The organism is Paraburkholderia caffeinilytica (assembly GCF_051027425.1).
GTDB lineage: Bacteria > Pseudomonadota > Gammaproteobacteria > Burkholderiales > Burkholderiaceae > Paraburkholderia > Paraburkholderia caffeinilytica_A.
In genome coordinates this window covers 1,117,883-1,138,005 of record NZ_CP186552.1, presented here as the reverse complement: position 1 = coordinate 1,138,005, position 20,123 = coordinate 1,117,883, and the positions used below count along the sequence as shown (strand labels likewise).

Below are 20,123 nucleotides of genomic sequence, written 5' to 3'. Positions count from 1 at the left end.
CCAGGCAATCGATGAGAACGACACGACGGCGAAAACGTCATGGATGGAGACTGCAGGTCTTTGCCCTCGCGGCGACACTGGCCATGCTGAGCGCGACTCAGGCCGGCGCACAAGCGCCGCTGCGGTTCGCCGATACGGGCGTCGATGCGCGCGCGCCCGCCGATGCGCCCATCGACAGGAGTGTCAGCCCAGGCGTCAGCATGGGCGCGGACTCGAACACGGATTCGAACACGAGCACCGGTTCGAGCGCCGCGCCGGAGTCCAGCCAGCGCGCAGCGACGAAGCCAGCGCCGGACAACGCCGCAGGCCGTGATCTATATCTGGAAGTCATGCTCAACGGCCAGCGCACTTCGCTGATCACGCACTTTCGCGAAGTCGGCGGGCGGCTCAGCGCCACGGGAAAGGACCTGAGCGAAGTCGGCATCGCTACCGACAAGCTCGGCGCCGCCGACACCGTTTCGATCGAACTCGACCAGATCCCTGGCCTGCACTACCAATACGACGCCTCGCATCAGACCATCGACCTGCAGGTGCCCGACGCGATCCGCAAGCCGTACACCTTCGATACGCGTGAGCTGACGCGAACGCCGAATGCCGCCGCGTCGCGCGGCTTTCTGATCAACTACGACGCGTTCGCACAAACCGACACCAACGCGCAGTTCGCACTGTGGAGCGAGGAGCGCTACTTCGACCCGGCCGGCGTGCTGAGCAATACCGGCATCGCGTATCTATACCGCGACCTGCATCGCTATGTGCGCTACGACACCTCGTGGAGCACCTCGAACCCGGCCACGCTCAGTACCACGCAGTTCGGCGACACCATTTCGTCTTCACTCGACTGGAGCCGCTCGATCCGCATCGGCGGCTTCCAGTGGCGCAGCAACTTCGCTTTACGGCCCGATCTCGTGACGTTCCCCGTGCAGGCATTCGCGGGCTCCGCGGTCGTGCCTTCGGCGGTGGATCTCTATATCAACAACGTGCGCCAATTCAGCGGCAACGTGCCGAGCGGGCCGTTCATCGTCAACAACGTGCCGGGCATCACCGGCGCGGGCGAGGCGACCGTGATCACGCATGACGCGCTCGGCCGCACCATCTCGACGACGCTGCCGCTCTACGTCGATACGCGCATGCTGGCGGCGGGTCTGTCGAGCTATTCGTTCGAAGCGGGTTTTCTGCGCCGCGCGTATGGCATCGATTCGTTTTCCTACGATCCGCGCCCGGCGGTCAGCGCCACCGCGCGGCGCGGCATGAGCGACACGCTAACACTCGAAGGACACGCGGAAGCCACCGGCGGCCTCGTCAACGTGGGTGCCGGCGCGCTGGTACGCATGGGCATGGCGGGCGTGATCAACGGCTCATTGTCCGCGAGCGCGGGCAAGCTGAACGGCACCCAGGTCGGCCTCGGCTATCAGCTGATCGAACCGCACTTCTCGATCGATGCGCAAACGCTGCGCGCCTACGGCAACTACGGCGACCTCGCCGCGCGCGACGGCACGCCGGTGCCCACCGCCACCGATCGCGTGACGCTCGCGCTGCCCCTCTTCAGCCGCCAGACCGTGTCGCTCAGCTACATCGGTTATCGGTTTCCCGGCATTCCGGCCTCGCGGATCGGTTCGCTGTCGTACACGCTGAACTTCGGCAATCTGGCCTCGCTTACGCTCAGCACGTACAACGACTTTCTGCAGCACAACTCGCGCGGGGTGTTTCTGACCGCGAGCTTCGGCCTCGGCAACAACACCGCGATCAACGCGAGTGTCGGCCGTCAGAACGGCCAGTCCACTTACAACCTCAATGCGCAGCGGCCGCCTGATTATTCCGGTGGTTGGGGCTGGGGCGTGCAGGCGGGCGGCTCGGGCGCGGTGCCGTACCGCCAGGCGCAGGCGCAGTATCTCGGCAACTACGGCGAGGTGACGGCGCTCGCGCAGGACATCGACCGGCACGCGAACGCCTCACTCGACGTGACCGGCGCGATCGTGCTGATGGACCACAGCATCCAGCTGGCGCGGCGTATCGACGACGGCTTCGCGCTGGTGTCCACCGACGGCGTCGCGGGCGTGCCGGTACTGCACGAAAATCGCGTGATCGGCGCGACCGACCACAATGGCCATTTGCTGATACCCGATCTGAACGCATATCAGCACAACCAGGTCGCGATCGACAGCATGAATCTGCCCGCCGACGCGCGTATCGCCACGACCTCGATGGACCTCGTGCCGGAGTCGCGCGCGGGCGTCCTCGCAAACTTCCGCGTGTCGCGGTACAGCGCCGCCTCGGTGATTCTGCGCGGCGCCGACGGCAAGCTGCTGCCGCCAGGCACGCGCGTGCATCACGTCGAAAGCGGAAGCGATACGATCGTCGGCTATGACGGTCTGACCTTCGTCGAGAATCTGCAGCGCGACAACCATCTCGAGATCGACAACGGCGACGCGCATTGCAGTGTCGAGTTCACCTACCAGCGACCCGCCGACGGCTCGCTGCCGACGCTCGGACCGTTGACCTGCGGCGGCAATGCGGCGGTCCCCGCGTCGCCGGCAACAGGAGCGGCGCGATGAAGCGGCTCCTTCTGCTCCTGACGCTATGCGCGCTGCTCGGCGTGTTGCCGCAACGCGCATGTGCGCAAACCTGTTCGGCGAGTCCGTCGGCGCTGAGTTTCGGCAACGTCAGTCCGATCGGCATGAGTGCGGTGGCCGCGACCGGCACTGTCGGCATTTCGTGCACATGGCCCACGATTACGCTGACGCCGAGTGTCCAGGTGTGCCTGAACATGGGCGGCACGACGCCGCGCTATCTGACGATCGGCGCCAACCAGTTGCAGTACAACCTGTATCAGGACGCTGCGCATTCGCTCGCGTGGGGTTCGACCGCGCTCGGCACAACGCCGATTTCGGTGGTTCTCAACAAGCCATTGACCGGCAATACCGCGACGACATCGGTCAATTTCTACGGCCAGATCACGGCCAGCCAGCCGACCGTGCCGACTTCCGGCAACGCCAACACCGTGTATTCGCAGACCTTGAGCCAGACTTCGCTCACCTACGGGTTTTTTCTGCTGGTCACGCCCGGCTGCGCCGCACTGACGACAAGCGCCGGCAGCTTCGGCTTCACGGCCAGCGCGACAGTGGTGAACAACTGCCTGATCAGCGCGACGAACATGGCGTTCACGTCGACTGGCGTGCTGAGTTCGGCATTGAACGCGACTGGCGCGATCACGGCCCGTTGCACGAACGGCGACGCGTACGAGATCGCGCTCAGCAGCGGCGTGAGCGGCAATGTCGCGGCACGCCAGATGCAGCGCTCGGGCGGCGGTGGCGCGGTGAACTATCAGCTTTATACGGACGCCGCCCACACGAGCGCATGGGGTGACGGAACGGCGGGTACGACGATGGCCACCGGCACGGGCAGCGGCAATGCGGTGTCGATCACGGTATATGGCCGGGTGCCTGCGCAAACGACGCCGATGCCCGGCAGCTACAGCGATACGATTACCGCGACGATCAGTTTTTGATCTTTGGGCCGGAAAATCGGCAGCCGCAGTGCCGCGCGGATAAACGGCGATTTCTAGAAGTTGACGGTCCAGACCGTTTGCTGGGCGTCGTGGGTGGCGACGAATTCCACCGGCTGTGCCTGAGCCCGGCCTGCGTCGCCCGGCACGGTGGGATCGAATGCGGCTTGGGAAACCTGGAACGGCGCCCCGTGCAGACAGGCAACCGCTGGTTGATTGGCAACGGTAATCGCCGCGTCCACCGACTGGATCACGCAGGTTTCCTGCACAGTCAGGCTTACCGGAATCGAGGCCAGCCCCGCCGGCAATGCTTCTGAGGCTGGCGTTGCCAGCAGGATCGCCACTAGCGTGGCGGCTACGTTGCGCGACATCATGATGGTTCGGAATCGGCTCGCGGCACGAGTATGGATTCCGGTCTTTTCGGCATTTCATGCAGGAAACTTTAGGCGTTTTTACCGGCAAGAAACCTATATCGCCTTACAGACAACATCGAACTTCATTAACTGCGTCGCCCCGAACGCATTGCTGATCGCAACATCGGCGGCATCTCTGCCACGCGCCATCAAAATCCGACCCGTGCGGGGCACATTATTGCGCGGATCGAAGGTCTGCCAACAGCCGCCCACATACGCTTCGAACCACGCGGCAAAATCCATGGCCGCGTAGGGCGGCCGTGTGCCGACGTCGCTGATATAGCCCGTGCAATACCGCGCCGGAATATTCATCGCCCGGCATAAGGTCACGGCCAGATGCGCAAAGTCGCGGCACACGCCCTTTCTCTCCTGCCAGGCCTGCCACGCGGTCTTGGTCGGCCGTGCAAAATCGTAGCCAAACACAATATGCTCGTGCACATAGTTGCAGATCGCATCCACTCGCACGCGTCCGAACGGCATCTTGCCGAACGTCTGCCACGCAAATTCGGATAGCAAATCGGTTTCGCAATAACGGCTGCCCAGCAGAAACACCAACGTATCGTCAGGCAATGCCTCCACCGGATGCTGCTCGGTAAACGGCAGCCGGCTCTCCGGCTCGGACGACACCTCGAGCACGGCGCTCGTCGACAATGCGATCAGTCCCTGCGGCGCCACGATCCGGCTGCACAGATTGCCGAAGCCGTCGCGATACTGGCTGATCGGCACCGGCGGATCGACCGCCAGCACATCCGCACTCAGCACATCGTTCGCGTGCGAAAAGTGCGTGTTCAACATCAGCATCATCGGCGTCGGTTGCATGCACTCGTAAACCAGCTCGTAGCCAACGCGCAATTTCATCGCGACGCCCTCTTCCAGTAGAAATATTCCCTTCTCCGTGCAGCCAGTGGAGCCGTGACGGCGTCGGCGTTATCGCCAGCCGGTTCGTGACGTAAAGCGTGGCTGATGCACGAGTGGGTGGAACATCATGCGGTGTTCGCCGAACCGCACGGGGTCCGGGTAGCGGTAGACGCTGATGTGATGTACCGTGAAACGCTGTGGTTCATTCATCTGTCAGGCCGGTGGATGCTACTGGGTTCGTCCTGAGCATTACGTTCACGCTGGTAAAACCCGCTGCCGCAGCAGACGCTCGGCGCCCGGCACGGTTTGATCCTGAATGAGCCACGGCCGAGGTCCGGCGTGGTGGGGTGCTGCCAGCGACAAGCTTTCGCTTTGAGCATACACCTGCCATATTGATTAAGTTCACTCATTTTCCACACACTGCGGTGTGGGTTGCAGCCGGCTCCGGTGATGTCGGTGCAACGATCAAACGTCGTTCGCTCGTTGCACCGAACCATCAATAACTTACTCCTCTGACGTTTTTTCGATTGGGTGCTGCGTCACCGTCATGTACTGCTTGATCTCCGGTTGACCCAGTGCGATCAGGTTGAGCACGCCCCCTCCAAACCGACGCGCAAATTCATCGTCAAGCTTGAAATCGAACTCGTCCAGCAGAATCGGGGCTTTAAGCGTTCGAGCCAGGAGCGGCGCCAGCTTTGCAGGGTCAGCCAACTGCAAAATCAACTGTTGACTATCTTCATCGTAAGTTACGACCACGGAACGTGGGGGATAATTAACCATCAATGACCTCTACACTCTTGGTAATCTTGGAATGCCTGCTGTTTGCACAGCGCCCGGCCTCGTTTTTTGCCCATTATGGTGCCAAGCGAATTGCAAATTTGCATATCGTATTGATACTTTGCAAAGCAGTCCCCCTCGCGCCACTCCTTATCGCCACTGCTCGCACACTTAACCATCCCACCATCACCGTTTCCAGCTCCAAAGAGCGCGCTGTAAAGCGTCGATCTCTTCGCCGAACTGGTCAAATCCGGTACAAGCACAGGATACGGGACCTGCGCCTGATCGCCCAGCATCAACTCCGTGGACTCGCTCCACTGCGGAAGTGGATCGCCCAGTTCATCGCCGAAAAGCTTCCCCGGCAACTTCGCTTTCCACGCCATGTAGCATTCAACGCAGATTTCCGGAACGAAGGCGTCGGCGCTGGACTTGAGCCCTGTGAGATTCGCAGAAGGCGCAACAGGATCGTTACCGAGTTCCCAGTTGCTTAGCCACACCCCGAGTTCGGCGTCACCGATCGACTGCGGAGTACCACCATTCGTTGATACTGTCGCTGTATGCGTCGATACCGGGCCGCTCGCATAGCCATAACCCACTACCAGGGTGCGGGCGAGTCCGCCGTTCACCGTACCGGCTTTCTCTTCATACCTGAAAACGGACACGCGTCCGCGCGCGTCGTAACTGACGGTGGCCTGACCGCTGTTGCCTGCTATAACCGTTGCACGATTTGCGGCATCCCGACTGAGCGTTCGCATCGCCCAGCCCGACACGGCATCCTGTGTCGTCGCGATGTTGCCTCTTGTGTCGTAGGTGTAGCTCCAGTCTTCGGTCTTCGTGCCATTCCGGACGATCGTCGCCTCCAGGAGACGGCTCGCGCCATCGTACCGGGCGCTGACCGTCATCTGCTCACCCGTCCCGGCCGCCTGCAGCCCCTGCTCGCCCGTCAGGTCAGTCGTCTTCTGCTCGGCATAGCCCGTAACATTGCCCTGCGAGTCATAGACAAATGCGCGCACCTTACCCGGCGTAGCGACCAGATGCGGACGCAGCGAGCTGGCATCGCTGTACTCGATCGTCGTTACTGTCGTTTTTCCTGCGACGGTCGCCACCGCCTTCGTCGGCCGGTTGGCGCTATCCCACGTGTACTTCGTGACTCCGTCGGGAGTCGTTTTCTGCGTCAGGTTTCCTGCGCTATCCCATACGCGGGATATCGTTCCGTCCGGTGTGGCAACTGAACCCGGGCGCCACGCGTCAGGAAAACTGAAGCTATATGTACTTGTGCCGTACATATCGCTAAGCGTCGTCTTTCCGGACACGTCATAGCTTATCGATGTATTACGCGTCGTATCAGGGTGACTGACCGAGATCACGCGTGCATTCGCATCGTAGGTCCATGTCGCTATCTTCGAGCCGGTTTCGTCCTTTACGCCCGTCAGTGCATTAGGGAAGCGGGCATCCTCGTAAAGATACTGACGGATGGTGCCGTCGGGATGGGTTACCGAAGCAAGATTCCCCCTGACGTCATACGCATACCGCGTGGCATTGCCCAAGGGATCCACCATGGCAACGATGCGATCGCTGTCGTCATACTGGAAATCGATTTTCAGTCTGTCCGGACCTATGTCGTCGATCTGAAACTCGTTGACCGCCACCATGCGGCCTTTGTAATCAAACAGGAACTTGCGAAGCGAGCCGGTGCGAGTCGTTTCTGAATACAGACGGCCGGTACCGGCCGAGTAGGCTTCGGTCGTGCCCAGCAGGTCGTCTTTCAGATAAAAATACCCGTCGTTAGCCTTCGTCAGCGTGAGGCCGCGATTGCCCGGCATATTCCACGCCTTGCCGTTCCACCTGAACGTCAGAGGCTGCCTGTTGCCCCGATAAACGACAATCTGTGGCGTGCTCGCATTGACCGCTGTCAGATCAATTCTTCGCTGCCAGTTATTGACCCAGTTGCGACCCATCGCCGTCTGGGTAGTGTCATAAGGCCTGGACAGATATGTCCTTCCGAAGACGAGTGGTAGCGCGTCGCCGCTCGCAAAGTCAGTTTCCCGGAGCGTAACGATGCCCTCTGCAGGCAACACCGGGTCAGCGACGGGACACGTGTCTTCCGGCGAAGGAGGAACTGGCGCGCCGCCGCAGTAATCATTGATCCAGTCCGTTGCATTGGGACAGTTGTAGTAATTCATGCTGCTGTACGGGTCGTCCGGGCCCCTGGACATGGGTGACGTGCCGGCTACCTGGATAGCGCAGGTACGGGTCCCGGGAATCCCAAGGGACTTCTGATACGTCTGCATGCACTGGTTGTAATCCGCTGCATTGACATGAGCAGCGGTCAACAGCAGGAAGGATGCGGCGGACAGGTGGACGAGACGCCGCACCATGCTGTGGTGTTTCCACGCTTTCATGGTTCTCCTTTAATTGTTGGTTTTGCCTTTGAAGGCGCAGCCACTCTTAAGGAAATCGAAACCCACGCCTATGCGAGGAATCCTAAATTCATGGAATCTTGTGTTGGGACAAAGCGATGTCTCCCGTCTCTGACAATGCGCACAGGAAATTGCGTACCCGCGCATCAGGGCAATCGGACATAGGCATATGCAGCGGAACAGCGAGCAGATGACTTGCAAACAAAAAGGGCGACCGGAGTCGCCCTTAAGGTTGTTGCAAATGCGCGGATGTTAGGGTTACGCAAAAAACCAGAATTACAAGGCCGCCGCAGACGCGACGCGCAGGCCTCTAGTTATCAACAGAATCCGTTCATAAATCTGTGCATAACTAGCCGGGAAAATCTGCAAGCGCTTGATAGGTCAGCTGTTTTTCCTACTACGTCGAAGTTGGGCAGAGAATGTCACCTGTGCCTGGCTTCGCTTGACTGAGTTGCGGGCTGGTTGCGCTTCCGTTACCTCGAGGGCACGAATCTCTCGCGCCAACCGCAGGCTTCAGTCGCACATCGTGCACCCATCATTCGCGCACCACGCCCGCAGCCTTGCCCTGCCCGGCCTCGTGACTGCTCGCCGCGTCGCGCTCTTCCGCACGCCATTGCTGCCGCGAACGCACCATTTTGCGCACGGCGAAACGCGCCATCTTGACCCAGCCTGATGGTCGCGGGTCGGCGAGCATGCTGAGCGCGCGCGCATAGTCGAGCGTGAGACCCGGCGTCCACGCCATCGTCGCGGCGCGTTTGCGAAGTTGTGCGGCCACCCACAACTCCGGCGTCGTAATCACCCGCAAAAACGGCCGCCAGCCACCGAGGCTGCCCCATACGCGCGCCGATGCGCCTTCGATCGCCGCCTCCAGCGCGTGCGATACGCTGCTCGAACAATTGCGATGCGTCAGGTTGTAGGTTGTCTCCTGACGATAGGTGTCCCAGAAGCGGCGCAGGCGTGCCGGATCGTAATTGCGTATGCGTACCTGAACCGTCGACGGACACCACGCTTTCGATTCGGTTGGGTAATCGGGCTGGAACACACCGGGCACGTCGTTCTCGCGTGTCGCACGCAGGAGCCGCGCGAAATCGTCGGGCGAACGATCGATCTCGACGCCCGGATACAGACTGATATAGATGCCCTCAGGCGATTCGAGCGCGGCATGCCCGGTTGATATCACGCCGTTACGATCCACCGCCGCGATATAACGATCGACGATCAACTGCCGCCGCGCCTCACCCTTGGCCGAACCGACCGGCGTCCACACGTGGACGGTCAACGCGTCTTCATCGGCGGTGGGCGGGCCGTCCCATTCGACCACGCCCGGGCGGCCGAGCCCAACGGCACTCGCGGCGGAATTGGCTGCTTCAGCAGAGGCATCATCCGAAGCCACCGCGGGATTCGACACGAGACGCCGCACGCGCGTACTCAGCAAAATCATGTTCCAGCCGCCAAACATCAAGCCGAGGCCGAGACAGTACGGCACGGTGCCCACATAGTGCGTCGGATAAGGCTGATAGAAGAAAACCGCCAGCGCGATTTCGACACTCCCGCCAATCATCGCGAGCCGCCAGGTACGGTAGCGGACGACCTTCGCGGAGACGATCTGCAGCAGACCGTCAGCCAGAAAAAGCGTGCCGAAGATCATCGACAGAATGAAGTTGCCATGATGATGGCCGGCGAGAATCAGCGCCGCCGCAAAGCAGAATGCGAGGCCCTTCACATAGCGCAGCGTGCGTTGTCCGCCCATGCCGGTCCATGCGACGGCCAGCGTGGCGAGTCCTTCGAGCAACAGCAACAACGCAAACGGTGTGATCGGAAAATAGAGCGCGCTATCGAGTGCGTCGATGAATACCACCACGCCCAGAATCAGGCTCACCCATCCGATCAACTGCAACGAACGCCAGCGCGTGCGCAGGTAATCGACACCCAGCAGGATCATGACCAGCCGAACCATCGCAAGTCCTCCGTGATTGACGTGCCTTTCTGGACGTAATCTTAACCATATTCACGGTGCGGTATCGCGTTGCGGTGTGACGGTGTGATGTGACGGTGTGACGGTGTGGCCGTATGGCCGTGTCACGATGCAGCGGCGTAGCGGCGTGACGGTGTCACAATGTGGCGATGTGGCGATACAACAGTCTGACCGCAATCCGGACACAGCGAGCGAGAAGCGGCACTTTTATGCAGCGCCGCCTCCCGAACACGCCGGCCCGAACCGGATAAAGCAGGAATCAGGCAGCAGCGGCTTGCGGCATCGCCTCGCCCTGCTCGCCGCCCAACACGTCGAGCAGATCGCACAGCATGCGGTCGAGTTCGGCGGTCATCAGCGTGAAGTCGGAATCGAAGCGCTCGTCGTCGTTCTGCGCGGTGGGGTCGCTCGCTTCCTTGAGCACGTCGAGCAGCGCGATGCGCTTGATCGTGAGCGAAGGCGTCAACACGAACGACACGCGATCGTTCCACGTCATCGCAAGACGCATGCATTGCTTGCCGGCTTCGATATGACGGCGCATATCTTCGGCATCCAAAGTATGTCCGACGTAGCGCACCGTCGCGTTGCCCTCCGCCGGCGAGCGCAACTCGGTGTCCTGGTCGAGCGTGAAGCCGGCGGGACCTTCAGCGGAGAGCAGCCATCCGGTCATCGCCGCAACCGGCGATTGCGTGACGCGCACGGTGCCGAGCGGCAACTGATCGATCGACTTCACCAGCAGGCCGCGCACTTCGTCGGCGACCGCTTGAGAGCCCGCATCGATGATGAGCCAGCCGTTCCTGGTATCGATCCACACGCGCGTATCGCGGCGGATGCTGAAGGCACGCGGCAGCAATTCGTCGGTCACCTGCTCCTTGAGTTCGCGCATCTGCTTGCGGCCGGGTTTGAAGCCTTGCTGCTCTTCGAGTTCGAGCGCGCGCGCCTTGGTCACTTGCGTGACGACCGAAGCCGGCAGCAGTTTCTTCTCGGCGCGAAACACCAGCAGCATCTGACCGTTTAGCGAATACACCAGCGAGTCGTTATCGCGCGGCGACGCCCAGCCATGGCTTTGCATCTCGACGCTGTTGCCGGGCGCGAACGCGTGCAGCGCGAGCCATTTCTCCATTTGTTCAGGGGTGACGGACCACGGAGCGGGAAGACGGTGCAACTGAAGGTTTTTGAACCACATGGGCAGGGTCTTGTACGGGCAAAGCGCGACATTCTATCTGACATGGCGAAGATGGCGCGGGCAGGCGCGTACTCGCACGCTCTGCACCGAAGCGATACCGCCGCAAGGTCCTGACGGCCCGCTGCAGGTGTGAAAGGGATTGCGCGCGGCCGTGCTTGTAGTGGTTTGCCGCATCAGTCTCAGGGCGCGCTTTACGTTCAAATCACCTAGACTTTTTGACAGGCAAGCGACATAGACGGAGGCGGCCATGGCCGATGAAACCGCACCCTGGCAGATGGTGGAGTACGAGGGTTTCGAAATTCACGTGGCACCCTTCCTGAAAAGCCCGCCCGACGCGGCGAAACCGTCAGCCGTGCCTGACAACCGCTATACGTACGTCGGTTACGTGTGTCATCCGGGCGCCGATCCAACCCTTCCCGGGCATTCCGTACCGTTCCATGCGGACGGCGAAGAAAGCTTCGCCGGCGTGGAAGAGGCGCTCTACGAAGGGGTGCATGTGGGGCGCAGCATCGTCGACGGCACGCACCCAGATCTGACGGTGCTGCCACTGGTGACGGGCGGCGTGTAACGGGCGCTTCGGCTCGCGCGAAGCCCGCCAACCGCCAGGTTTATGCCGCCACGCATTGCAGGCAGCGTGCGTGCACACAGCGCGCGGCCACGCCCACCTTAACTGAACGCGCGCTTGATGCGCGACTTGAGCAGCGCGCGCCGCAAGCGACCGGTCCGCTCGGGTTCGCTGACCGCCTGGCCGCCCTCCACCTCCGTGCCGCGCCGCAGAAAATAACGATCGAAGGTGGCTTGCGTCATGCCCCACTTATTCAGGAACTGGCGACGCCCATCGTTCTTGACGACCTTGCCGGTGCTCTTCTGCTGGAAGTGATAAACCAGGCTGTCGCCAGCACCGAGAAACACCCGGCAACCGGCGTCCCACAGTTTCATCGAGAAGTCGTTGTCGCTGCTCATGCCGGGGCTCAACTCGCTGCTGTAGCCGCCGACCTTGTACCACCAGTCGCGATGCACGAGCGTGGGCGGCCACGTGGCGCCGCGCCAGTCGGCGCGCACGAGTTTCGGCGTGGCGGCCACCAGCTCCTCAGCGCGGAAGTTTTCCACGTCGCGTCCAAAATTTTGCACGACGACGCATGGATTGCCGGAGTCGACCGGTTCGATCATCGTGCCGGACAGCATGAACAGATTGTCGGCCGGCATTTGAGCGAGGCGTTTGACGAGCGCATCGTCCCAACCGGGACAGCAGTACATGTCGTCGTTCATGTAGACGATGTAGTCCTGCGTGGCGCGCGCCGCCGCGATATTGACCGCGTGACAGATGCCGATGTTGCCGGGCGACGCGGTGTATTCGATACCCTCGTCGCGCACCCAGGCCAGGGTGCCGTCCGAGCCGTCGTTCACGTGCACGATGATCTGATGCGCATGCGTGGAATGACGCCGCAGGCTCTCGATCACGAGCCTCAGATAAGGCAGGTTGTTCCAGGTCGGGATGATGATTGAGAACATCGATTCGGTCCGTTGAGCTTGCCGTCGGCGCGAGCGCGGTTCAACTCCGCATTGGCAATCCGCCGTGCTGCAGTGCAATGCAATTTAAATGGCCGCCGCCCAGGCGGCATCAGCCGGGGGCGGCGTTGGAGAATCGCTGGCAGCTTAAGAGCCCGCGGACGCCATGGGAACCTGACACCGCGCGCGTGGCCCAAATAGCATCGCCTGCAAGTTTCGCCGGGGATTGTACCGCCGCCGACTGCTCCTACGACAAATAGCACGGCGCGAAAGCCGCAGCAGCCTTCTTTGCGCCGGGCTTTTCGTGCAAAGCGACACCGATTGCAGCGGCTCGCCGAAGGACGCCTTACCGTGTGCTTCAGCAAGCATTCTGCAAGGGAGTGCGCGGTTATAATCGCGGTCGCTCTACCGTCTTAAAAAATGCACCCAAGGGTCCGGCCATAGCAAATCCACCACCGGAACGGTAGTGTTCTTACATATTGTTGCCCTATGATTTTTGCTCCCAGTCTGATCTGGCTCAGCACGGCCCTGCTGTTTTTCGCGCCCGCGGTCAATCTCGTGTGGCGCGGCGGCACAGGCTACTGCTTCTTCGCGATTCTTGCCCTGGCGCTCGGCGCCGCCGTGGCCAACCGGCGCACGCCTGGCTATTTCTCCGGCCTGCGCACCTACCGGTGGTTCACCGTCGGCATGCTGGCTTTCGTCGTAGCCATCGCCGTCCAGCAAGCCGTGTTCGGTTACTGGCTGCCACGTCAGTTCGACGCCTTGTCGCGCTTCGTGCTGGCCCTGCCGGTCTTTCTGCTGCTGCGGCAATTGCCATCCAGACATCTGCGCGTGATCGGTTGGGGTTGTGCCGCCGGTGCGCTGGCGGTAGGCATCTGGGCGCTTTGCGATCAGCCGGCCGGCGGCTGGACGGATGCGAATCGTCTGAATAATTCTTATACGAATGCGATTCCGTTCGGCGATACGGCGCTGCTGCTCGGTTTTCTGTCGGTTTTCACCGCCGGCTGGGACAAGCCGCGCGACTGGCGCGTGCTAGGGCTTCGACTGCTGGCGCTGGTAGGCGGCGGCTACGCGTCGTATCTGTCAGGCAGCCGCGGCGGCTGGCTGGCCATACCCGTGTTCGTCGTGCTGCTCGGCATGCAGTATCACTGGTACGCGCACCGGAAACGCTTCCTGATAGCGACGCTGGCAATCGTGATCGGCGCGGGTGCATTGCTGTCGACCGAGCGGGTTCAGAAGCGCCTCAGCGAAGTGACGACCGATGTTTCGATGATGCATCAGGGCGAAGACTACACGTCGGTTGGCCTGCGCTTTCAGTTGTGGAATGCGTCGGGACTGATCTTTATGCATCATCCGGTGTACGGCGTCGGCAAGGGGCGTCTGGTGGACGAACTGGGTCTCCTCGCCAAGCGTGGCGAAGTGAAGGCCGAGATCGTCAACGAGCGGGCTCATAGCGACTTTTTCTCGACGCTCGCCGAAATGGGCGCTATCGGCGTGATGTGCCTGTTGCTGTTCTACTTCGGTATCTCGGTGTACTTCTGGCGTCACCGGGTGTCGAGCGATCCGGCGATCCGCGCGGCGTCCTATGCGGGTCTGGCGGTCGCCACCAGCACGGTGATCTTCGGCCTGACGATCGACGTCCTCGTGCCGATCATGGTCACGGTGCTGCTCGCGCTACTGGTCGCGACGTTCCTTGCGGTGATCGACGCGCGCAAGCGCGAACTGGCTGCGGCGCAACCGGCAGGCTGACACGCTGCCCGGCAAGCCGCTAGCGGCGTCAAGGCTTGAATCCGGGCGCGGCGAATTTAACGCGTGAAGAGTTCGTAGAGCGCGGCGACGTGAGCATCGACGCTCGGGTCGTAGACCAGGCTGCGCAGCGGCTCGGCGATGCGGGCGTCTCCGCCCTGCACACGCGCCACCGCGGCCTGAATGGCGCGCTCGAAGCTTCCCGCCGATTGCCGCGAAAACTCGATCTTCGCCGCACCGGTGACCGTCTCCGCCGATCCGACGTTGTCGGCGATCACAAGCGGCGTGCCGCACATCACCGACTCGACGCCCACCAGACCGAACGGCTCGTACGCCGATGCCACCACGGTGAAATCGGCTGCGGCGAATAATTTTTCGATTTCTTTGCAGTACCCCACATAGCGAATCGTATTGCTGGTTTTCGGCACCGGCCGGCCGGCCACCACCAGGCAAACCGGCAGCGTGGTCTGCGCAAAAAAAGCTTCCAGCAAGGGATAACCTTTGCGTTCGTGACTGGTCGACGAAAACACGAAGATCACGCGGTCGTCGGGCAGATCGAACTGGCGGCGCACCGCCGCACGCTCAGCATCGTTCAGCGGCTGGAAACGCGCTGTGTCCACCGGCGGATAGAGCACGTCGATACGATCGGCCGGCACGCCGTAAAAGCGCTGCAACTCACGGCTCATCAATTGCGAATGCGCAACGATCGAACGCGCCTGCGAATACACACGCCGCTCCATGTCGATCTGCCATTCGTCGCTGCGGCGCGCGGCGCGGCCGGCGGCCTCGAGCGAACCCGGATGCGTGCCGCCGCACAACGCGACGTCGGCATGCGTGGAGTGATTGATCGAAAAGACGCACGCCGGACGGTGCCGTTTCAGCCGTTGCTTGAGACGCCAGTCGAACGCCAGATTGCGAAGCTTGCGCGGCGCCCAGCGGACATTGAGCGGTTGCGCGTCGATCCATGCCGCTTCAGGCAGCGCGCGGTCGATCTCGCGGGCGAACAGCGTCGGACGCAGCCCCATCCGATGCAAGCCGGCAATCACGTCACGCGTGTAGCGTTCGGCGCCGCCGCTATTTTTCAGCGCCTGGGCGGTCAGGGCGATGTCGGTGACAGGATGCCGGGTCGGGTCGGACAAGGATCGGTTCTCTGCGAAGCGCCCGCGCGGCGGAGAACCGTGCGGTCTGGTTTTCGGGGCAGCGGCAATTGTAAAGGATGGCCTTGGGGGCATGACATATCGCGGCCCACCCGTCACCGATTAGAATCTAGCCGAACCGCATCCCACCCTATTCCATGACCGATAGCCCGTCGACAAGCTTTGCCTCCGCAGCGTCGGACACCCAGCGCCCGCTCGTATCGATCCTGCTGATCGCCTACAACCAGGAAAAGCAGATCGCCGACGCCGTGCGCAGCGCGCTCGCCCAAACCTATACGCCGCTCGAAATCATCATCTCGGACGACGCCTCCAGCGACACCACCTTCGCCGAAATCGAAGCCGCGATCGCCGGCTACCGCGGTCCGCACACGGTCATCGCGCGGCGCAACGCGGCCAATCGGGGCATCAGCGCACATCTGTCGCAACTCGCGCAAATGGCGCAAGGGGAACTGCTGTTCGTTGCCGCCGGCGACGACATGTCCGCGCCGAACCGCTGCGAGCGCGTGGTCGACTTCTGGCTCGCGCGCGATCGACGCCCCGACCTGATCGCGACCGACCTCGCGGACATGGATGAAGCCGGCAACGTGCACGAGCGGATGACGCCGACCGAGCTCGACACCTATCGCAATTTCGACGACTGGCTCGCCGGCCGCCCATGGCTCATCGGCGCCGCGCACACATGGTCGCGACGGCTGTTCGAGCGCTTCGGCCCGATGCTGCCCGGCGCCGCCGCGGAAGATCAGATCATGGTGCTGCGCGCGATCCTCTCAGGCGGGGCCGTGAGCCTGCGCGAGCCATTGGTGCGCTACCGGCGCGGCGGACTATCGCGTAAACGCCGTTATGGATCGGTGGATGAATTGATTGCGCGAATGCGCCAAAGTAATTGCTATGGGCTGGCGGAACTCGCGCAATTGCAGCGCGACGCCGAGATTGGCGGCGTGGGTGAACGCATGCGCGCGGCGATGGCGCTCAAGCTCGCGCGCGAACAGTTCATTCACGCAATGTTCGAAGCCGGTGGTCTCGGAGAACGGTTCGGGCTGCTCACACGCAGTCCCAATGTGAAGCTTGGACTGCGCATCCGCATGTTTCTGTACGCGACATGTCCGGCCGTCTACGCGCCGGGCATCTGGCTCAAGCGAATCGTGCGGAAAAACGGTCGCTGAAACGCCGGGTCACCGGTCGTGCCCAGACTTGCTACGACACGCTACGGCGTCGGCGCAGCCGACGGCCGAACGGCTGCTGCGCCTCGACACCGAAGCTCAGCAGACTCTTGCGCAAGCGCCGCATCATCTTCATCGCGCGCAGGAAGGTCTCGCCGGTGTGGCTGAACATCACGAATTCGAGCGCGCCGCGCCAGTTCTCGATGCCGCGCGAAAACGCGTTCATATCGTCACGCGCTTCGAGCGGCAGTTCAGCCCCGAAACGCCGGCCGAACAGTTGAATCTGATCCGCGATGCCGTCGATCTGGCGTCGCTTGCTCGAGCCCCGCCGCTCGGCTGCCATGAGTTTGCATTCGTCGCGCGCACCGGCCGCCGGCCGCTGATTGGTCGCACTCGCGCCGACCGCGTTGCACTCATGCTGGCGATACTTCAGATGCGGCGCGGCCACGTGACGGATCTCGCCGAACGACGCCACCACCATTGCCAGCCACCAGTCGTGCATCACAATACCGGCGGGAAACGGCAACGCGCGGTCGAGCGCCGCGCGGTTGACCAGCATCGCGCAGCCGGGAATATGGTTACTCAGCAGAAAATCCCGCAGACGCCCGGCACGGCACGACTTCGCCGTGATATCGAAGAGCGACCTGGACAGACGGCACAGCTTCGCATCCACCAATTCGATGTCGCAGAATGCCAGGGCCGGCGTCGCCAGGCCCCTGGTGCTTTCCACAGCCTGCAGATCGCGCATCAGATCGGTGAGTTTTTCGGGCGCCCACACGTCGTCCTGATCCGCCAGCGCAACATACTCGCCGTGGCAGCTTGCCAAAGCACGCTCGAAATTGCGCACGATGCCGAGCCGTTCGCCACGCGCCACCAGCCGGACTCGCACACGACCGGAGTACGCCGCCAACAATTCCGGCGTGCCGTCGGTGGAAGCGTCGTCGGAGACCACCACTTCGAGATTCGGCCAGCTCTGCGCCTCCAGCGAAGCCAGAAGCTCAGGCAGATAGGTACGACCGTTATACGTCGCAAGCGCGATCGAAACGAGTGGCTTGCCGGTGGGGTCGTCGTGATGCATCGCTAATGGAATCTCCTCTGCTCAATACGGTCGCAGGGCGCCAGCATGCGTTTAGTGTAAAAAAAGCGCAACAAAGTGAGACTGAAACACAACACTATCCCGAAAAACTGACTAAAAAGACCGGCGAACAAGTCTTTGTAAGGGAAATGAGTGCGGGGTGTGCGGGGTGTGCGGGGTGTGCGGGGTGTGCGGGGTGTGCGGGGTGTGCGGGGGAATGCCGGGGGTTGCCGGGGGCGGCCGGTAGGCGCTTATCGGTGATGCTGGCCGGTTGGCTGCATCGGTATGGGCGGAAATTGGCGAATTCAGCCTGATTTTTTTGAAAATCGGGTGAATTACACCGAATCCGGCTGGATCAAGCCGGATTCGGGTCAATCAAGGCGTCAAACCGGGGCAGGTCGACTCAGGCCCGAACAGCCTCGATCAGGCTGCGTCCTGCTGGAACTGGATGCGGTGCAGATGCGCGTACAGCCCGTCTTGCGCCAGCAACTCGCGATGACTGCCGCGCTCGACGATGCGCCCCGCTTCCATCACCAGAATCCGGTCGGCGCGTTCGATGGTCGACAAACGGTGCGCGATCACGAGTGTGGTACGCCCCTTCATCAAGGTTTCCAGCGCTGCCTGCACGTGGCGTTCGGATTCCGAGTCCAGCGCCGAAGTGGCTTCGTCGAGGATCAGGATCGGCGCGTCCTTGTAGATCGCGCGCGCGATCGCGAGACGCTGCCGTTGACCGCCCGACAGCATCATGCCGTTGTCGCCGACCAGCGTATCGATGCCATTGGGCATCGCCTCGACGGTGTCCCACAGGTTGGCCGCGCGCAGCGCCGCCGTGACCTTGTCCGGATCGGCCGTCTGACCATAAGCGACGTTGTTGGCCACCGTGTCGTTGAACAGCACCACGTCCTGGCTCACCATCGCGATCTGGCTGCGCAGCGCGTGCAGGTCATATTCCGGCAGCGCCACGCCGTCGACCAGAATCGCGCCGCCGGTCGGATCGAAAAAGCGCGGCAACAGATTCACCAGGGTGGTCTTGCCGCTGCCCGACGGGCCCGCGAGCGCGACCATTTCACCCGGCGCGACCTTGAACGACACACGGTCGAGCGTGTGGCGGTTGTGCGTGACGTTGCTGCCGTACATGAACGACACGTCGCGGAACTCCACTTCGCCCCGGGCGCGATCGAGCGGCTTGCCGCCGCCCTCCGGTTCGGACGGCTCGTCGATCAGGCCGAAAATCAGCTCGCACGCCGTCATGCCGCGTTGCAGCGGCTGGTTCACGTCCATCAGGTGCTTCAGCGGCGAGATGATCAGCAGCATCGACGTGACAAACGCCACAAAGCCGCCGACGGTGGTTTGATCCGACGACGACTGCATCACCGCGATCGTAATCACCACGGCGAGCGCGATCGACGCGAGGAACTGCGTCAACGGTTGCGCAAGGCCGCCGGACACCGTCATGCGCATGGCGTAGCCGCGCAGACGCTTGCTCATTGCCGTGAAGCGGTCCGTCTCGTACTGCTCGCCGTTGTGCACCTTGACGACCTTGTAGCCGCCCACCGTCTCTTCGACGATGTACGACAGTTCGTTGGTCAGCAGTTGATGCTCGCGGTTCAGGCGCCGCAAACGGCGGTTGATCTTACCCACCAGCCAGCCGATCCCCGGCAGCAGCACCGCGACGATCAGCGTCAGGCGCCAGTTCAGATAGAACAGATAGCCGAGCAGGAAGATGACTGTCAGCGAATCGCGCACCAGCGTGACCATCACGCTCAACAACACGTTGAGAATCTGGTTCACCTCGAAGACGATCGCGTTGATCACCGTGCTCGCGGTTTCGCGCTGGAAGAACGCCACGCTCGTGTGGATCATGCGGTCGAACATCTTCAGGCGCAGATCGAGCAGGATCTTGTTCGACACATAGGCGAGCAGATAGCCGGAAGCGTATTGCGACACGCCGCGAATCAGCGCGAGGCCGATCACCGCGACCGGCACGAACCACTTGGCGTTGTCGCTGGCATGCGCGCCGAAGCCCTTGTCCAGCAGGGGTTTGAGCAGCGCGGGAATCGCCGCGTCGGTGCCGGCGCTCACCGCCATGGCAACGATCGCGCCGAGCACCACCCACAGCAGCGGCTTGATATATGGCCACAAGCGTCGAAAAACGACGGTAGGCGACGATGCCTCACCTGAACCGATGGGTTTGCTTAACGTTGGCTTCGCGCTCAAGGAATCCTCTGAGAATGCGGGACAGCATCCGCGCAGAGTCGGAATGCCCGACGCGCGGAATATCAAAAAACAGCATTGTAAACGGTTGAGGGTAATGGCCGGCGGTTATGGATCGGGCGGAAAGGATGGTG

Annotated in this window: 15 protein-coding genes; 5 read left to right on the top strand and 10 right to left on the bottom strand. The window is 62.1% G+C overall.

Going from position 1 to position 20,123, the window contains the following annotated elements; all coding sequences use genetic code 11:
- Positions 1-11: 11 nt before the first annotated feature.
- Complete coding sequence (locus ACOSV0_RS04940) at positions 12-2,552, top strand: fimbria/pilus outer membrane usher protein (RefSeq protein ID WP_434109116.1); 2,541 nt, start codon at positions 12-14, stop codon at positions 2,550-2,552.
- Positions 2,549-3,505 (top strand): Csu type fimbrial protein, encoded by a 957-nt coding sequence (locus ACOSV0_RS04935; RefSeq protein ID WP_434109114.1) that lies wholly within the window; start codon positions 2,549-2,551, stop codon positions 3,503-3,505. The genes ACOSV0_RS04940 and ACOSV0_RS04935 overlap by 4 nt, the downstream gene beginning before the upstream one ends.
- 53 nt (positions 3,506-3,558) lie before the next feature.
- On the opposite strand, the gene ACOSV0_RS04930 is transcribed toward ACOSV0_RS04935, so the two are convergent.
- From ACOSV0_RS04930 to ACOSV0_RS04905, 6 genes are all read right to left on the bottom strand, one after another.
- Positions 3,559-3,876 (bottom strand): hypothetical protein, encoded by a 318-nt coding sequence (locus tag ACOSV0_RS04930; protein ID WP_434109112.1) that lies wholly within the window; start codon positions 3,874-3,876, stop codon positions 3,559-3,561.
- A 93-nt stretch (positions 3,877-3,969) separates the two neighbouring features.
- Positions 3,970-4,773, bottom strand: a complete 804-nt coding sequence (locus ACOSV0_RS04925) for a transglutaminase-like domain-containing protein (RefSeq protein WP_434109110.1) — start codon at positions 4,771-4,773, stop codon at positions 3,970-3,972.
- 504 nt (positions 4,774-5,277) lie between these two features.
- Positions 5,278-5,553 carry a hypothetical protein gene (locus ACOSV0_RS04920; protein ID WP_434109109.1) on the bottom strand — a complete coding sequence of 92 codons (276 nt, stop codon included), beginning with the start codon at positions 5,551-5,553 and terminating at the stop codon, positions 5,278-5,280.
- Positions 5,553-7,952 carry a DUF6531 domain-containing protein gene (locus tag ACOSV0_RS04915; protein ID WP_434109108.1) on the bottom strand — a complete coding sequence of 800 codons (2,400 nt, stop codon included), beginning with the start codon at positions 7,950-7,952 and terminating at the stop codon, positions 5,553-5,555. Before ACOSV0_RS04915 ends, ACOSV0_RS04920 begins: the two co-directional genes overlap by 1 nt.
- Positions 7,953-8,505: 553 nt before the next feature.
- Positions 8,506-9,927 (bottom strand): HdeD family acid-resistance protein, encoded by a 1,422-nt coding sequence (locus tag ACOSV0_RS04910; RefSeq protein ID WP_434109106.1) that lies wholly within the window; start codon positions 9,925-9,927, stop codon positions 8,506-8,508.
- A gap of 277 nt (positions 9,928-10,204) precedes the next feature.
- A complete protein-coding gene (locus ACOSV0_RS04905; protein ID WP_434109105.1) occupies positions 10,205-11,128 on the bottom strand; it encodes a recombination-associated protein RdgC in 924 nt (307 codons plus the stop codon).
- A 247-nt stretch (positions 11,129-11,375) separates the two neighbouring features.
- Here ACOSV0_RS04905 and ACOSV0_RS04900 point away from each other — a divergent pair, with 247 nt between their 5' ends.
- A complete protein-coding gene (locus ACOSV0_RS04900) occupies positions 11,376-11,696 on the top strand; it encodes a hypothetical protein (protein WP_434109104.1) in 321 nt (106 codons plus the stop codon).
- Positions 11,697-11,794: 98 nt separating this feature from the next.
- Here the strand turns inward: ACOSV0_RS04900 and ACOSV0_RS04895 are convergent, their stop codons facing one another.
- Positions 11,795-12,640 carry a glycosyltransferase family 2 protein gene (locus ACOSV0_RS04895; protein ID WP_434109102.1) on the bottom strand — a complete coding sequence of 282 codons (846 nt, stop codon included), beginning with the start codon at positions 12,638-12,640 and terminating at the stop codon, positions 11,795-11,797.
- Between the two features lie 486 nt (positions 12,641-13,126).
- Here ACOSV0_RS04895 and ACOSV0_RS04890 point away from each other — a divergent pair, with 486 nt between their 5' ends.
- Positions 13,127-14,386, top strand: a complete 1,260-nt coding sequence (locus tag ACOSV0_RS04890) for an O-antigen ligase family protein (protein WP_434109101.1) — start codon at positions 13,127-13,129, stop codon at positions 14,384-14,386.
- A 56-nt stretch (positions 14,387-14,442) separates the two neighbouring features.
- Here ACOSV0_RS04890 and ACOSV0_RS04885 read toward each other — a convergent pair whose 3' ends face one another.
- Entirely contained in the window at positions 14,443-15,522 is a 1,080-nt protein-coding gene (locus tag ACOSV0_RS04885; protein ID WP_434109100.1) for a glycosyltransferase family 4 protein, read from the bottom strand.
- 155 nt (positions 15,523-15,677) lie between these two features.
- Between ACOSV0_RS04885 and ACOSV0_RS04880 the strand changes: the two genes are divergently transcribed.
- Positions 15,678-16,703: a glycosyltransferase gene (locus ACOSV0_RS04880; RefSeq protein WP_434109098.1), complete on the top strand. Its 1,026-nt coding sequence runs from the start codon at positions 15,678-15,680 to the stop codon at positions 16,701-16,703.
- 31 nt (positions 16,704-16,734) lie between these two features.
- Here the strand turns inward: ACOSV0_RS04880 and ACOSV0_RS04875 are convergent, their stop codons facing one another.
- On the bottom strand, positions 16,735-17,778 hold the full coding sequence (locus tag ACOSV0_RS04875; protein WP_434109097.1) for a glycosyltransferase family 2 protein: 1,044 nt from the start codon (positions 17,776-17,778) through the stop codon (positions 16,735-16,737).
- Positions 17,779-18,198: 420 nt separating this feature from the next.
- The gene (msbA, locus tag ACOSV0_RS04870) at positions 18,199-19,992 is read right to left on the bottom strand and encodes a lipid A export permease/ATP-binding protein MsbA (RefSeq protein ID WP_434109095.1); all 1,794 of its coding nucleotides are present in this window, start codon (positions 19,990-19,992) and stop codon (positions 18,199-18,201) included.
- Positions 19,993-20,123: the final 131 nt, after the last annotated feature.